Origin of the sequence: Nocardioides aquaticus, assembly GCF_018459925.1 — a bacterium.
Classification (GTDB): domain Bacteria; phylum Actinomycetota; class Actinomycetes; order Propionibacteriales; family Nocardioidaceae; genus Nocardioides; species Nocardioides aquaticus.
Genome location: NZ_CP075371.1, coordinates 243,259 through 258,169, shown reverse-complemented (window position 1 = coordinate 258,169; position 14,911 = coordinate 243,259). Strand labels below are relative to the sequence as shown.

Genomic DNA, 14,911 nt, shown 5'->3' with positions numbered 1-14,911 from the left:
CCTGATCCCACGAGACGTGTGCGGCTCACCCTAGGCGATGAGCGCCGCCGCCGGGGCGATCGTCCGGCTCAGCGCTTGCCGACGCCCCGCTGGACCATCCCGGCGGCCTCCCTGGCCGAGCCGGCCTCGCGCAGGTCGCGCGGCAGGCGGGCGACCACGGAGCGGGTGAGCGCGGCGAGCAGCTTGAGGTAGCCGTCGCTGTCACCGGCCGGGGTGAACAGGCCGAGCACGACGTCGACCGGACCGGCGCCCGCGGACCACGCCACCGGCGCGACGAGGCGGAGCACGGCCACCGTCGGCACGTCGACCCCGGCGGTCCGGGCGTGGGGGATGGCCACGCCGCCGGGGAGCACGGTCGAGCCGATCGCCTCGCGGGCCATCAGGTCGGCGCGGCAGGCGTCCGCGTCGCGCAGCCGCCCGGCGTCCTCGAGCAGCCCCAGCAGGGCGTCGACCACCGTCGACTGGTCGGTCGCCTCGGAGTGGAGGTCCACCAGGTCGGGCGTGGTCACCGGCTGCTGCTCGTCAGTCACGGCCCCAGTCTCTCAGGATCCGGCGCCGCGCGGGAGCACGGGCCAGATCAACCCCTGCGGAGGGTCCCGGTGGCCGACGCGCGCCGCCACCATGGAGGCGATGCCCCACACCACACGCACCACCCGACCCGGAGCGCGCTGATGCTCCTGCCCCCCGCCCGCGGCCCGATGGGCACCGCCCTGCACGCCCTCCTGCTGACCGCCGCCCCCACGAGCCCCGACGCGGCGCTGCCGGCCGGGCTCGCCCCCGACCTCGACCCCACCGCGGCACCGGACCCCGAGGACGCCGCGCAGTGCCTGTGGGTGCTGCACGAGCTGCACTACCGCGGGTTCGCCGACGTCGACGACGCCTGGGAGTGGGCGCCCCAGCTGATGACGCTGCGGCAGGGCCTCGAGCACGACCTCGAGCAGCGCCTGCGCGAGCGGTTCGCCGCGGGGTGGGAGCCGGTCGACCCCGCCGACGACGTCACCGCCCTGGTGCAGCGGATCATCGAGACCGACGACGCGCCCTCGCTGGCCCGCCACCTGCAGCGCCGCGGCACGCGGGAGCAGGCCCTCGCCCTGCTGCGGCAGCGCTCGCTGTACCACCTCAAGGAGGCCGACCCCACGAGCTGGGTGGTGCCGCGGCTGACCGCACGCCCGAAGGCGGCGCTGGCCGAGGTGCAGTTCGACGAGTACGGCGGCGGCGACCCCGGGCGGCTGCACCACCGGCTCTTCGAGCAGGGCATGGCCGCGGCCGGCCTGGAGCCGGACTACGGCCACTACGTCGGCGAGGCCACGCTGCCGATCCTGGAGCAGAACAACGCGGTGAGCATGTTCGGCCTGCAGCGCCGCCTGCGCGGCGCGGCGGTCGGCCACTTCGCCGCCTTCGAGGCGACCAGCTCGGTGCCCTCGCGCCAGCTCGCCCAGGGCCTGCGCCGCCTCGGGATCGGCGAGGACATGGCCGGCTACTACGACGAGCACGTCGAGGCCGACGCGGTGCACGAGCACCTGGCCCTGGTCGGGGTCTGCGGCGCGCTGGTCGAGGAGGAGCCCGGCCTGCTGGCCGACGTCGCCCTGGGCGCCTGGACCTGCCTGGACCTCGAGGCCCGCACCGCGCACGACATGCTCGCCCGGTGGGACGCCGCGTGACCCGCCCCGCCCCCGAGCCGACCGCCCGGGTCGTCGAGGGCGACCCCGTACGCCTCCCCTGCGCCGGCGGGCCGCTGCTGCTGCGCGGGGCGGCCGTGGTGGAGACCAGCGACGGGGTCCGGCACGCGACCACCCGCCCGGTCAGCGCCCTCTGCCGCTGCGGGCGCTCCTCGATCGCGCCGTGGTGCGACGCCACGCACAAGCTGCTGCCGGCGGCGGACCGCCCGACCTGACCCGGTCCGGGCTCAGGCGGGGGCCAGGAGCAGGACCAGGCCACGCTCCCCGTGGCGGCGGCCCCGCTCGACCCACCCGGCGCCGGCGGCCAGGGCGTCGGCCTGCGCGTCGTCACCGAGCTGCACCAGCAGCAGGCCGCCCGGCAGCAGGTGCCCGGCGGCGACCTCGAGGCAGAGCCGGGCCACGGCCAGGCCGTCCGCGCCGCCGTCGATGGCCAGCAGCGGGTCCTCCGGGAAGCGGCCGACCTCCGCGCTGGTGACCCAGGGCGGGTCGGCGACCACCAGGGCGTACGCCTCCCGGTCCCCGACCGCCGTGCGCATGTCGCCGGCGCGCACCTCGACCCGGTCGGCGATCCCGGCCCGGGCGGCGTTGCGGGTCGCGACCTCGCAGGCCCAGGGGTCGGCGTCGACGGCGACCAGCCGGCGTCCCGACAGCACCGCGGCGAGCAGCCCGATCTGGCCGGCGCCGGTGCAGAGCTCCAGGAAGGGCCCCGCGGGCAGGTCGTGGGCGAGCTCGGCGGCCCACTCCGACTGCATCCGGGTCCAGGGTCGTGGGCGCAGCACCCGGTCGTCGTGTTCCACGTGGATCACCCCGAACTCCATCACCTCGGGGTCGGTCAGGTCGGGAGAGCTCATCGGGCCACTGTGGCGGACCCCGGCGCCCGCGACTACCTGCTCGGGGGTGGGCCGGCCGCGCGGCCACGCGGCCACGGCGGGGGCCCCGCTCGCGGTCCGGGGTGTCGTACCTCACGTTGGCGTGGCGAGCCCGAGCGCGACAGTCTGTCGCGGACAGGTCCCCCGCACCGTCCAGCCAGGAGCCGCCCGTGTCCCCGACCGACAGCCTCGTCCGGCCCGCGGTGCGGTGGTCCCTCGGGCACGCCCTGCCCAGCACCGTGATGCGGAACGCGGCCAGGCGGGGCGACCTGCAGGGCCGGCTGGTGGACCGCCGCGTCGCGCACGACCACGCCGCCCTGCGGGCCATCGCCGACGAGGTGCGGTCCTCCGGGCCGCTGCACCGGGCCCGGTACGCCCTGATGACCGCGCACCAGCCGGTGGTGCGCGAGGTGCTGACCAGCAACGACTTCCGTACCGGGGTCTTCGACGCCGGCGACGAGGGCGTGCTGGGCCGGCTGGGCACGTGGGCCGCGGACCCGGCCGCCTTCGGACCGCTCAGCCCGCCGTCGCTGCTGGTCACCGAGCCCCCGCAGCACACCCGCTACCGCAAGCTGGTCACCCGTGTCTTCTCGGTGCGCGCCGTCGAGGGCCTGCGGGAGCGCACCCAGCAGGTCGCGGACGAGCTGCTCGACGACCTCGAGGCGCAGGCACGTCCCGGCGACGGTCCCGTCGACCTCGTCGAGCGCTACTGCGCGCTGCTGCCGGTCACGGTGATCGCCGAGATCCTCGGGGTGCCGGCCGGGGAGCGCGACCGGGTGCTCGCCTTCGGCGCGGCCGCCGCGCCCAGCCTCGACCTCGGTCTCGGGTACGCCGAGTTCCGCCGCGTCGAGCGCGCGCTGGCGGGCTTCCGGGCCTGGCTGGCCGAGCACCTCGCCGGCCTGCGCGAGCACCCCGGCGACGACCTGATGAGCCAGCTGGTCGCGGCGCGCGAGGACGGCGTCGGGCTGAGCGACGCCGAGCTGGAGGCCACCGCGGGCCTGGTGCTGGCCGCCGGCTTCGAGACCACGGTCAACCTGCTCTCCAACGGCATCGTCCTGCTCACCGAGCACCCCGACGAGCTGGCCAGGCTCCGCGCCGACCCCTCCCTGTGGTCGACCGCGGTCGACGAGGTGCTGCGGGTCGACCCTCCGGTGCTGCTCACCGGCCGCGTCGCCCGCCGCGACACCGAGGTCGCCGGGGTCGCCGTACGCCGGGGGTCGGTGGTCACCTGCCTGCTCGCCGGCGCCAACCGGGACCCGGCGGTCTTCGCCGACCCGGACCGCTTCGACGTGGGCCGGGCCAACGCCCGCGACCACGTCTCGTTCTCCGCCGGCCGGCACTACTGCCTGGGGGCCGCCCTGGCCCGGATGGAGGGCGAGGTCGGGCTGCGCACGGTGCTGGACCGCTTCCCCGACCTGGCGCTCGAGCGCGGCGCCCGGCGCCGGCCGACCCGGATCCTGCGCGGCTGGGAGACCCTCCCGGCGCGGCTGGGCGTCTAGCCCGCCAGGCCCGCCGGAGCCGGCTCGCGGCGACCCGCGGCGTCGGCCCGAGCGACCGCGTCGTGCAGCCGGCGCCGGGCCGCGGTGGTCAGCAGCGCGGCGAGCGCGCAGGCCGTCACGGTGACCGCGAACGCGGCGGTGTGCCCGTGGTCGTCGGCGAGCCGACCGGCCACGGCCGAGCCCAGGGCGTACCCGATCCCGGTGCAGCTGGCCAGCAGCGTCATCGCCGCCCCCACCCGGGCCGGGTCGACCACGCGCTCGGCGAGGCTGAAGACCGCGATCATGTACGGCGCGACCGCGCAGCCGAGGACGAGCACCACCGCGGTCAGCGGCAGGAGCGAGTCGACGAGCAGCAGCGGCACGCTGAGCGGCAGCAGCAGGCAGGCCGCCCACCAGGCGCGCAGCTCGTGCCCGATCCGCTGCGGGAGCCCGGCGGTCATCAGCCCGGCCACCGCGCTGCCGACCCCGAGCGTGCCGTGCACGAAGCCGGCCAGGCCGGGGCGGCCCTCGCTGGTGGCCAGCACGGTGGCGCCGGTCTGCACCGAGCCGAACAGCATCCCGACCAGGAGCTGGGCCAGGCCGAGGACCAGCACGGTGCCGGTCAGCAGCCGCGCCGCGGCGGCCCGGTCCACGCCGGCGGCGAGCCGCGACGCGCGCGAGCGGCGCGCCGTGGGGTGCAGCGCGAAGGCGGTCCCGAAGACCGCCAGCAGCCCGGCTGCGAGCAGCAGCGCCCCCGACGGCGAGACCGCGACCGCGCCGACGCCGACCAGGGCCGGCCCGAGCGCGAAGGACGCCTCGTCGGCGGCACCCTCGTAGGAGAAGGCCGCGTCGACCAGGCGCCGCTGGTGGACCCCGGAGCCGTCGGTGATCGGGCGCCAGCGCACCCGCGCCAGCGGGCCGACCTGGGGCAGGCTGGCCCCGGCCGCGGCGGCCGCGGCGACGAGCACCGGCGTCGGCAGGTCGGCACCGACCAGCACCACCAGCAGCGAGAGCAGCGCCGCGCCGAGCAGCGACTGCACCAGCACCACCGGACGCTGCCCGACCCGGTCGGCGAGCGCGCCCGCGAGCGGGGAGGTGACGGCGTTGGCCACGGCCAGCGCCCCGGCGGCGAGGCCGCCCGCGCCGTAGCTGCCGGTCGCGGTGGACACCAGCAGCAGGGTGCCGAGCTGGCTCATCGCCAGCGGGAGACGGCCCAGGAAGGCCACGGCCACGTAGGCCGGGCCGGCCAGCCGCAGGAGTCGGCGGTAGGAGGCGAGAGGGGACACGGAGGTTCTGCTTTCTTGCGGTTTTCGGGTGCGCCACGACAGGCGCGCGCCGAACCCACCTCCAAGACGCGCAGAACCCTCTGCGCAGCCGATGCTACCGAGCCGGGCCGGGGGTCCCCACATCCTCGACCACCAGCATCAGCTCCGGGTCGACCACGCTGACGGCGTGCCCGTCGAGGCCGAGCCGGCGCACCCCCTCCAGCAGCATCCGGCGCCCGACGTCGTCGACCTGGGAGACCCGGGTCAGGTCCAGCACGACGTCGACGCCGTCGGCGCCGATCCGGGCCAGCTCGCGCAGCACCCGCTCGCCGCCGGAGAAGGTCACCGGGCCCTGCAGCACCGCGCGCCAGGCCGTCCCCCCGCCGTCGTCGTGCACCAGCCCGACCTCGCGGACCACCGCGAGCCCGGCCGGGGCCATCCCCATCAGGTGCAGCCCCATGTCCTCGGAGAGCCGCTCGCACACCCGGACGCCGCGGGTGCTGTTGCCGAAGCGGTCCAGGCGCGGGGAGAAGGTGCCGATCCCGACCTCGCCGGGCAGGGCGCCGAGGATGCCCCCGGCCACGCCGGACTTGGCCGGGATGCCGACCACCGACAGCCAGTCGCCGGCGGCGTCGTACATCCCGCAGGTCGCCATCACGCTCAGCACCTGCCGGGCGACCCGGGCCCCGACCACGCGCTCCCCGGTCACCGGGTTGACGCCGTGGTGGGCCAGGGTCGCCGCCATCACCGCGAGGTCGCGGACGTCGACCAGCAGCGCGCACTGGCGGGTGTACTCCCGCACCAGGACCGTCGGGTCCTCGGTGACCGTCCCGCGGCTGCGGACCATGTGCGCCAGGGCCAGGTTGCGGTGCGCGGTGCCCATCTCGGACTCCAGGACCGCCTCGTCGACGACGAGCTCGCGGCCGGCGAAGGCCGACAGCCCCCGGCGCAGGCGCTCCGAGCGTGCCGCGCCGGCCAGGCCGGGCTCCCCCACCAGCGAGTGCGTCGTGATGGCTCCGATGTTGATCATCGGGTTGCGCGGACGACCCGTGCCCGGCTCGAGCGAGATCTCGTTGAAGGCGTCGCCCGACGGCTCGGTGCCGACGACCTCGAGCACGGCGGCCAGGCCCCGATCCTGGAGCGCCAGCGCGTAGGCGAACGGCTTGGAGATGGACTGGACGGTGAACAGCACGTCGTCGTCCCCGGCCGAGTAGGTGACGCCGTCGAGCGTGGTCAGCGCGACGGCCAACCGGTCCGGGTCGGCGGCCGCCAGCTCGGGCACGTCGTCGGCCACGGCACCGCCGTCGGCGGTGCAGCCGCCGAGCACCTCCTGGAGGTAGTCCGGCACCGGGGTCCTCATGCGGTCCTCATCCCCCCAGCATGCCGTCCCGGCGGCACCGGCGCCCCTGGCCGAGGGGGTGTCCTCACCCGCCCGGTCGTCCTAGCGTCGAGCGCATGACCACCGTCACCCGAACCTTCACCGTCCGACCCGAGCCCGCCACCGTCCTGGACTACCTCAAGGACTTCACGAACGCCGAGGAGTGGGACCCGGGCACGGAGCGCTGCACGCGCAACGACACCGGCCCGATCGTCGTGGGCTCGACCTTCCACAACGAGTCGAAGATCGCCGGGGTCGGCACGGAGCTGACCTACACGCTCGAGAAGCTGACCGACGACACGATCGTCCTGGTCGGGCGCAACGAGACCGCCACCTCGACCGACACGATCACCGTCAAGCCCGCGGCAGGCGGCGGCAGCGAGGTCACCTACGAGGCCGTGATCGAGATGTCCGGCGCCGCCAAGCTGGCCGCGCCCGCCGTCAAGGTCGTCTTCGAGAAGATCGGCAACGACGTCGAGCGTGACATGACCCAGGCGCTGGACCGCCTGGCCGGCTGAGAGCGAGGAGCACCGTGAAGACCTACGACGTCCTCGTCGTCGGCGGCGGCATGGTCGCCGACGCCGCCGCCCAGGCGCTGCGCGAGCAGGGCCACGACGGCTCGATCGGGATCCTCGGCGAGGAGCCGGTGCCGCCGTTCCCGCGCCCGGCGCTGTCCAAGAAGCTCTGGACCGACCCCGACTTCACCCAGGACGGGCTCGACCCGCGTACCGCGGAGCAGACCGGCGCCGAGATCCACCTGGCGACCCGGGTGACCTCGGTCGACCCGCAGGCCCGCACGGTCACCACCGCGGACGGCACCGAGCTCGGGTACGGCTCGCTGCTGGTCGCCACCGGTGGGCGCCCCCGCGGCGTCGACGGGCTGCCGGCCTCCGACCGGGTGCTGCACTACCGCACCCTGACCGACTACCAGCGCCTGCGCGCGCTGGCCGGAGGCGGTGCCCGCGTCGCCGTCGTCGGCGGCGGCTACATCGGCAGCGAGATCGCCGCCGCCCTGTCGCAGCAGGACTGCGAGGTCACCGTGGTCCACCCCGAGCAGGTGCTCGGCGACACCCGCTTCCCCGAGCCGCTGGCCCAGCGCTTCCAGCAGCTGTTCGTCGACGCCGGGGTCCGGCTGCTGTCGGGCACGTCGGTCGACGGCGGCGAGCAGCGCGGCGACGAGGTCAGCCTGCGCCTCTCGGACGGCGGGGTCCTCGACGTCGACGTCGTCGTGGTGGGGATGGGCATCGAGCCGGCCGGCGACGTCCTCGACGGCGTGGCGGAGCGGTCCGAGGACGGCGGCATCGTCGTGGACGAGCGGCTGCGGACCACGGCCGAGGGCGTGTTCGCCGCCGGTGACGTCGCCGAGTACCCCGACCGGATCCTCGGTCGGCGCCGCGTCGAGCACGTCGACAACGCCTCGGCGATGGGCGCCGCGGTCGGCCGGATCATCGCGGGATCGGACGAGACCTACGACCACACGCCGATGTTCTACTCCGACGTCCTGGGCCACGGGTTCGAGGCCATGGGCAGCACCTCCACGGACCTGGAGACGGTCGTCGACGAGCGCGCGGACGGCCGTACCGTCGTGTACTACCTCACCGACGCCGAGGTCGCCGGCGTCCTGGTCTGGGACGGCGACGGCGACGAGCTGGAGGGGGCCGAGCAGCTGCTGGCCGCCCACACCCGGCCGGCCAACCCGGTCGACCTGCTGGGCCGCCTCTAGCCGACGCCCCGGCGCCGGGTCGGCTCAGCCGGCCCGGCGCTCGGCCAGGTAGGCCAGCCGCCGGAGCGTCTCGACGTTGCGCCAGGCCAGCGGCAGGTGCCGCAGGGGCGCGGGGACCAGGCGTCCCGGTCCGGCGACGGCGTCCTCGCGGATGCGTACGCGGGTCCGGGCGCCGACCGCCTCCAGCTCGATCGACACAGCCGCCTCGCCGGACGGCCACGCCCGAGCGCGCAGGTCGAGCCGGCGGCCCAGGTCGCAGGCGGTGACCGACGTCGTGTCGTCGAGCACCAGCGGCCAGGCGCCGACGGAGTGGTGCAGCACCGAGCCCGGCGCGGGCCAGGAGTCGTCGACCTCGCGCATCCGCGTCGCACCCACGACCCACAGCGGGTAGAGCCAGCCGTCGGCCAGCACCGCCCAGACCTGGTCGGGGGTGGCATCGACGAGGCGTTCGTTCGTGCTCACACGCATCAGCTCCTGGGTCGGGTCCGACGACTGTGGCAGGTCGGGGGCCTACGTGGGCCCGCGCGGCACCCCGGTGGGCTGACGAGGGCTGTCGAAGGGCGGCCAGGACGGGCGAGGTCAGCGCCCCCGGCCCGGTCCGGTTACATCCCCGAGGATCTGCGTAAGTCTCGGAGCCCGGGGCCGCCGACCTCGTGAACCGAGTGTCATCCCGGACCCCCCACCTGCGAATACACCCTTAGGCGTGACCTTCGGCCCCCCGTAGCCGGGCCAGCCAGGCGTCGGACGCGGCCGAGCCGCCGGGCAGCTCGTCGACCACGCGGGCCAGGAAGGACCGGTGGCCGTGGTCGGCCAGCGCGGCGAGCGCGGCGTCCGGGTCGCCCGCACGCACGACGTCGAGCAGGACCCGGTGCCGCGCGGCGTTGCCCGCGGCGTCCTCGTGCGTCCGGCTCGCGACGTTGGCGCTCATGCACAGCCGCACCTGCAGGCCGAGGTCCCGGTAGGTCGCGACCAGCCGTCGGTGCCCGGACAGCGCGACGAGCGCGAGGTGGAAGGCGAACCCGCGCTCGACCAGGGCCGCGTTCCCGTGGTCGCGGGCGGCGCCGTCCTCCAAGTCGGCCAGCGCGGCCACCAGCGGCGTCAGCCGTTCCTCGTCGGTCACCGGCAGCGCCAGGCGTACGGCGAGCTGCTCGAGGCTGTCGCGCAGCGTGACGATCTCGTAGACGTCGTGCCGGGTCAGCGTGCGGACGGCCAGCCCGCGGCGACCGGACGGCACCACCAGGCCCTCGTGCTCCAACTGCTGGAGCGCCTCGCGCACCGGCGGGCGGGAGACGCCGAGCTGCTCGGTGAGCCGGCTCTCCACCAGGCGCTCGCCGGGCAGGACCTCGCCGCCGAGGATCATCGCGCGGACCGCGTCGGCGGCCCGCTCGGCCAGGCTCGGCGGCGGAGCCAGGCGCCGGTCGGTCATGCGGTATACCGTACACAGAACCCACCCAGGAGGTCGCGTGAACGACACCGCCCCCGGACCGCTCGCCGGCGTCCTCGTCGTCGAGGTCGGGTCCTTCCTCGCCGCCCCGTTCGCGGCCACCCAGCTCGCCGACCTCGGGGCCCGCGTGGTCAAGGTCGAGACGCCCGGCTCCGGCGACTTCGTGCGGGGCAACGCGCCGTACGTCGACGGGGAGAGCTCCTCGTTCGTCCGGCTGAACCGCAACAAGGAGTCGGTCGCGCTCGACCTGAAGTCGGACGAGGGCCGCGCCACCTTCCGCCGGCTCGCCGCCCGCGCCGACGTGCTGGTCGAGAACCTGCGTCCCGGCGCCATGCGACGGATGGGGCTGGGCTACGACGACCTCGCCGCCGACAACCCGGGCCTGGTCTACGCCTCGGCCTCCGGCTGGGGCCAGGACGGTCCGCTGGCGCAGCAGCCGGGGCTCGACATCATGGCCCAGGCCCGCTCGGGGCTGATGAGCGTCACCGGCTTCCCCGGGGGCGGTCCCGCCAAGGTCGGCGTCCCGGTGTGCGACCTGATGTGCGCGATGTACGTCGCGCTCGGCGTCACCGCCGCCCTGCGCGAGCGCGACCGCTCGGGGCTCGGCCAGCACCTCGACGTCTCGCTGCACGAGGCCGGCGTCGCGCTGGGCGTGTGGGAGGCCGGGCGCTGGTTCGGGGGCGGCGGCGTGCCGGGACCACAGGGCTCCGCGCACCAGTCGCAGGCGCCGTACCAGGCCGTGGTCACCACCGACGGCCACGTCACGATCGGCGCGAACACACCCACGCTGTGGCTGGCCTTCTGCGCCGCGCTCGGGCTGGACGACCTGCCGGCCGACCCACGCTTCGCCGACAACACCGCCCGGATGACCCACCGCGACGCGCTCGTCGAGGCGGTCGAGGAGGTCACCGCGACCCTGAGCACCGACACGGTGCTCGAGGTGCTGCAGGCCGCCGGGGTGCCGTGCGCCCCGATCCAGACCTACGACCAGGTCTTCACCGACCCCGCGCTCGAGGCGCGCGACTTCTACTGGGACGCCGAGCACCCGACGCTCGGGCCGGTCCGCCAGGTCGGCTCCCCGATGCGCTTCTCCCGCACCCCGGTGCGCCGCGGGCCTGCCGGCCCCGTGCTGGGCGCCGACACCGAGGCCGTGCTCGCCGAGCTGGCCACCACCACCGAGGAGACCCCGTGACCGACGCGACCGACGCGACCGACGACCTGCAGGTACGCCTCGAGGGGTCGGTGCTGCACGTCGTCTTCGACCGCCCGCAGGCGCGCAACGCGATGACCTTCGCGATGTACGAGGGCCTGGTCGCGGCCTGCGAGCGGGCCGACGCCTCCGACGACGTACGGGCGGTGCTGCTCCGCGGCGCCGGCGGCCGCGCGTTCGTCGCCGGCACCGACATCGCCCAGTTCGCCGGCTTCGACGGCCCGCGCGGGGTGGCGTACGAGAAGACGATCGACGCCACGATCGAGCGGCTGCTGGCCGTCCGGGTGCCGGTCGTCACCGCGATCGACGGCGCCTGCGTCGGGGGCGGCCTGGCGATCGCGGCCGCGGCCGACGTCCGCGTGGCCCACACCTCGGCGCGCTTCGGCTACCCGATCGCCCGGACCCTGGGCAACACGCTCTCGGCACGCAGCTACGCGCTGACGCTGCGCCACTTCGGGCACGCGCGCACCATCGACATGATCACGACCGCCCGCCTCCTCGACGCGGCCGAGGCGCACACCTGCGGCTTCGTCACGCGGACCACCGACGACGTCGACGCCACGACCGCCGAGGTGCTCGACGCGATCCTGTCCCACGCCCCGCTGACGATGGCCGCGGGCAAGGAGATCCTGCGCCGGCTGCACGCGGCTGCCGGCACGGTCGACGTCGACGACGTGGTCGCCGGCGTCTATGGCTCCGAGGACTTCGCCCGCGGCGTCGCCGCCTTCACCAGCCGCGGCACCCCGGACTGGCAGGGCCGCTGAGGCGACGCCACCTGTCCGGAACCGTCACCTCGACGCGCCGCGAGCGTCATCTCGGCTGTCCGCGAGCGTCATCTCGGCTGTCCGCGAGCGTCATCTCGGCTGTCCGCGAGCGTCATCTCGGCTAGGCGTGGGCGGGGTTGTCGGCCTTCCGGCGGGCGCCGGCGGCCGGCGTCAGCGCCTCCTGCACCAGCTCGACCGGGTGCCAGGCGGAGCGCTCGGTGCCGTGGAAGATCTGCTCGCGGCACGAGGTGCCGGTCGCGCAGATGACGGTCTCGCCGTCCTCGGCCTCGATCGCGGGGAAGAGCCGGTCCGCCCCGACCTTCATCGACATCTCGTAGTGCTCGGCCTCGTAGCCGAACGAGCCGGCCATCCCGCAGCAGCCGGCGTCGAGCTCGACGACCTCGGCACCCGGGATCCGCTTCAGCAGCGCGACCGTCGCGGCGGTGCCGACCTCGGCCTTCTGGTGGCAGTGGCCGTGGTAGAGGATCCGCCGGCCTGCGAGCCAGGAGTCCTCGGCGAACGCCAGGCGCCCGTCGTCGACGGCCTCGACCAGCAGCTCCTCGACCTGCCGCACGCGCCCGGACACGTCCTGCACGTTCGGGTCGTCCGGGAGCATCGAGACGTGCTCGTCACGGAGCGTGAACAGGCACGACGGCTCGCAGCCCACGATCGGGGACCCGGCCGGGGTGTTCGTCGCCAGGTCGGCCGCCATCGTGCGGGCCTTGCTGGTGGCCTCGTCGACCAAGCCCTTGGACAGCGCCGAGCGGCCGCAGCAGCCGGTGCTGGCCAGCTCGACCTCCCACCCGGAGCGCTGGAGCAGCCGGATCGCGGCCTGGCCGATGTGCGGTTCGGAGTAGGAGGTGAAGGAGTCGGCCAGGAAGTTCACGGTGCCCTGGGTGGCCTCCGTGGTCGACCGGCGGCCCTCGCTGCCGAACCAGCGCACCAGGTTGCGACGCTTGAACTGCGGGAGCGGGCGCTGCCGGGCGATGCCCAGCACCTTCTCCATCAGGAACCGCAGCACCGGGATCCGGCCGGGGACGTTGGCCAGCGGGCCGAAGAACGACCCCAGCTTGTTCAGCGTGCGGATGTTGCCGAAGACCCGTGAGCGCAGCGGCACGCCGTGCTCGTCGTGGTAGTGCGACAGCGTCTCGCTCTTGAGCTTGGCCATGTCGACGCCCAGGGGGCACTCGGACTTGCAGGCCTTGCACATCAGGCAGAGGTCGAGGATCTCGTGCAGCCGCTCGCCGCCGAGCGCGGCCTTCGGGTCGGGCTCGGAGAGCGCCTTCACCAGGGCGTTGGCGCGCCCGCGGGTGGCGTGCTCCTCCTCGCGGGTCGCGATGTACGACGGGCACATCGCCCCCGTGGTGCTCTTGCGGCACAGCCCGATGTTCATGCAGCGGTCGGCCGCGCCGCGCATCCCGCCGACGACCTCGAAGTCCAGGCGGGTGCGGAAGGCCGGGGCCGGCGGGAGCACCGCGTCGCGCAGGTTCTCGGTCATCGACGGGGCGTCGACGATCTTGCCGGGGTTCATGATGTTCGCCGGGTCGAAGAGGCCCTTGACCTCGCGCATCGCCTCGTAGAGGTCGTCGCCGAAGATCTCGCGGTTGAACTCGCTGCGGGCCAGGCCGTCGCCGTGCTCGCTGGAGTTGACCCCGCCGAACTCCTTGACGAGGTCCTTGATCTCCTCGGCCACCCGCCGCATCCGGGTGACCTCGTCGGGTCGCGAGAGGTCGACGAACGGACGGATGTGCAGGCAGCCGACCGAGCAGTGGCCGTAGAACCCGGCCTTCATGTCGTTCTCGTCAAGGACCTCCGCGAAGCGCGCCGTGTACTCGGCGAGCCGCTCCGGCGGGACCGCGGTGTCCTCCACGAACGCCAGCGGGCGGTTGGAGCCCTGGCTGGCCGCCATCAGCAGGCCCAGGCTGGACTTGCGCACCTTGAGCAGCGCGGTCTGCTGGGCCGCGGTGACCAGGCGCAGCGTGTGGTAGCCGTGGCCCTTCTCGTCCCAGACCTCGATCAGGTGGTCCAGGCGGGCCAGCACGTCGTCGCGGTCGTCGCCGGTGAAGGAGACGAACAGCAGCGCGGCCGGGTCGCCGACCAGGGACGAGCCGAGGTCGGCGTACTCGATCTTCTGGCGGGAGAGGTCCAGGATCGTCTTGTCCATCAGCTCGACCTGGGCCGGCTCGCAGGACAGCGCGTCCATGGTGGCCTCGATGGCCTTCTGCGTGGTGTCGAAGTGGCCCACCGCGTAGACGGTGTTGCCCGGCTTGGGGACCAGGTCGACCTCGGCGACGGTGGCGGTGACCAGGGTCCCCTCGCAGCCGACCACGAAGCTCGCCAGGTCGAACGGGGTGGCCGGGTCGGCCAGGCGGTCCAGGCGGTAGCCGCAGGCCCGGCGCCAGAACGGCGGCATGCCGTCGGCGATCGCCGTGCGGTTCTCCTCCACGATCCGCGGCAGCTCGCGATAGAGCAAGCCCTCCAGGGTCGGCATCGAGGCCCGGCGGTGCACCTCGGCCTCGTCGACGGGCTCGAAGCGCGCCGTCGAGCCGTCGGCGAGCACCACGTCGAGCGCGCGGACGTGGTCGATCGTCATCCCGAACCGCAGCGACCCGCTGCCGGCGGAGTTGTTGCCGATCATCCCGCCGATGGTGGCCCGGTTGCTGGTGGAGGTGTCCGGGCCGAACATCAGCCCGAACGGCGCCGCCGCCCGGTTCAGCTCGTCCTGCACCACGCCGACCTCGACCCGGGCTGTACGCCGCTCGGGGTCGAGGTCGAGGATCCGGTTCATGTGCCGCGAGAGGTCCAGCACGATGCCCGCGCCGATCGTCTGCCCGGCCAGGCTGGTGCCGGCACCACGCGGGGTGACCCGGACGCCGTGCTCGGAGGCGACGCGGACGGCGGCCGCCACGTCGTCGGCGTGGCGGGGGTAGACCACGCCGAGGGGACGGATCGCGTACATGCTCGCGTCCCGCGAGAACAGGTGCCGGCTGTAGTCGTCGAAGGCGACCTCGCCCTCGACCGCGGCCTCCAGGGCCGCGGCGAAGCCCGGCGGGGCGTCGTCGGGGCCGGCGGCGGTCTCGGGGGGCGCGGTCGTCGTCATG

The 14,911-nt window shown here is 75.0% G+C and carries 14 protein-coding genes; 7 read left to right on the top strand and 7 right to left on the bottom strand.

Annotated elements, in window-relative coordinates; translation table 11 throughout:
• Positions 1 to 68: 68 nt before the first annotated feature.
• Entirely contained in the window at positions 69 to 530 is a 462-nt protein-coding gene (locus ENKNEFLB_RS01305; protein WP_214057552.1) for a PTS sugar transporter subunit IIA, read from the bottom strand.
• 141 nt (positions 531 to 671) lie between these two features.
• Here ENKNEFLB_RS01305 and ENKNEFLB_RS01300 point away from each other — a divergent pair, with 141 nt between their 5' ends.
• Together ENKNEFLB_RS01300 and ENKNEFLB_RS01295 are read left to right on the top strand one after the other, a co-directional pair.
• Complete coding sequence (locus tag ENKNEFLB_RS01300) at positions 672 to 1,661, top strand: iron-containing redox enzyme family protein (protein WP_246535774.1); 990 nt, start codon at positions 672 to 674, stop codon at positions 1,659 to 1,661.
• Entirely contained in the window at positions 1,646 to 1,894 is a 249-nt protein-coding gene (locus tag ENKNEFLB_RS01295; RefSeq protein WP_246535773.1) for a CDGSH iron-sulfur domain-containing protein, read from the top strand. Before ENKNEFLB_RS01300 ends, ENKNEFLB_RS01295 begins: the two co-directional genes overlap by 16 nt.
• A 12-nt stretch (positions 1,895 to 1,906) precedes the next feature.
• Here ENKNEFLB_RS01295 and ENKNEFLB_RS01290 read toward each other — a convergent pair whose 3' ends face one another.
• On the bottom strand, positions 1,907 to 2,530 hold the full coding sequence (locus tag ENKNEFLB_RS01290) for a methyltransferase (RefSeq protein ID WP_214057551.1): 624 nt from the start codon (positions 2,528 to 2,530) through the stop codon (positions 1,907 to 1,909).
• Between the two features lie 188 nt (positions 2,531 to 2,718).
• Here ENKNEFLB_RS01290 and ENKNEFLB_RS01285 point away from each other — a divergent pair, with 188 nt between their 5' ends.
• Complete coding sequence (locus ENKNEFLB_RS01285; RefSeq protein ID WP_246535772.1) at positions 2,719 to 4,047, top strand: cytochrome P450; 1,329 nt, start codon at positions 2,719 to 2,721, stop codon at positions 4,045 to 4,047.
• On the opposite strand, the gene ENKNEFLB_RS01280 is transcribed toward ENKNEFLB_RS01285, so the two are convergent.
• Positions 4,044 to 5,312 carry an MFS transporter gene (locus ENKNEFLB_RS01280; protein ID WP_214057550.1) on the bottom strand — a complete coding sequence of 423 codons (1,269 nt, stop codon included), beginning with the start codon at positions 5,310 to 5,312 and terminating at the stop codon, positions 4,044 to 4,046. The genes ENKNEFLB_RS01285 and ENKNEFLB_RS01280 overlap by 4 nt on opposite strands.
• A 94-nt stretch (positions 5,313 to 5,406) precedes the next feature.
• Entirely contained in the window at positions 5,407 to 6,651 is a 1,245-nt protein-coding gene (locus tag ENKNEFLB_RS01275; protein ID WP_246535771.1) for a glutaminase, read from the bottom strand.
• Between the two features lie 95 nt (positions 6,652 to 6,746).
• On the opposite strand from ENKNEFLB_RS01275, the gene ENKNEFLB_RS01270 reads away from it, so the two are divergent.
• Both ENKNEFLB_RS01270 and ENKNEFLB_RS01265 read left to right on the top strand, forming a co-directional pair.
• The gene (locus tag ENKNEFLB_RS01270; protein WP_214057549.1) at positions 6,747 to 7,187 is read left to right on the top strand and encodes an SRPBCC family protein; all 441 of its coding nucleotides are present in this window, start codon (positions 6,747 to 6,749) and stop codon (positions 7,185 to 7,187) included.
• A gap of 14 nt (positions 7,188 to 7,201) precedes the next feature.
• Positions 7,202 to 8,392: an NAD(P)/FAD-dependent oxidoreductase gene (locus ENKNEFLB_RS01265; protein WP_214057548.1), complete on the top strand. Its 1,191-nt coding sequence runs from the start codon at positions 7,202 to 7,204 to the stop codon at positions 8,390 to 8,392.
• 24 nt (positions 8,393 to 8,416) lie between these two features.
• Here ENKNEFLB_RS01265 and ENKNEFLB_RS01260 read toward each other — a convergent pair whose 3' ends face one another.
• Both ENKNEFLB_RS01260 and ENKNEFLB_RS22825 read right to left on the bottom strand, forming a co-directional pair.
• Positions 8,417 to 8,854, bottom strand: coding sequence for an SRPBCC family protein (locus tag ENKNEFLB_RS01260; RefSeq protein ID WP_214057547.1), 438 nt, complete (start codon positions 8,852 to 8,854; stop codon positions 8,417 to 8,419).
• A gap of 235 nt (positions 8,855 to 9,089) precedes the next feature.
• Positions 9,090 to 9,818, bottom strand: coding sequence for a GntR family transcriptional regulator (locus ENKNEFLB_RS22825; protein WP_214057546.1), 729 nt, complete (start codon positions 9,816 to 9,818; stop codon positions 9,090 to 9,092).
• A 37-nt stretch (positions 9,819 to 9,855) separates the two neighbouring features.
• Between ENKNEFLB_RS22825 and ENKNEFLB_RS01250 the strand changes: the two genes are divergently transcribed.
• Positions 9,856 to 11,028, top strand: a complete 1,173-nt coding sequence (locus ENKNEFLB_RS01250; RefSeq protein ID WP_246535770.1) for a CaiB/BaiF CoA transferase family protein — start codon at positions 9,856 to 9,858, stop codon at positions 11,026 to 11,028.
• On the top strand, positions 11,025 to 11,810 hold the full coding sequence (locus ENKNEFLB_RS01245; protein WP_214057544.1) for an enoyl-CoA hydratase: 786 nt from the start codon (positions 11,025 to 11,027) through the stop codon (positions 11,808 to 11,810). Before ENKNEFLB_RS01250 ends, ENKNEFLB_RS01245 begins: the two co-directional genes overlap by 4 nt.
• Positions 11,811 to 11,931: 121 nt before the next feature.
• On the opposite strand, the gene ENKNEFLB_RS01240 is transcribed toward ENKNEFLB_RS01245, so the two are convergent.
• Positions 11,932 to 14,910, bottom strand: coding sequence for an FAD-binding and (Fe-S)-binding domain-containing protein (locus ENKNEFLB_RS01240; protein ID WP_214057543.1), 2,979 nt, complete (start codon positions 14,908 to 14,910; stop codon positions 11,932 to 11,934).
• Position 14,911 lies beyond the last annotated feature (1 nt).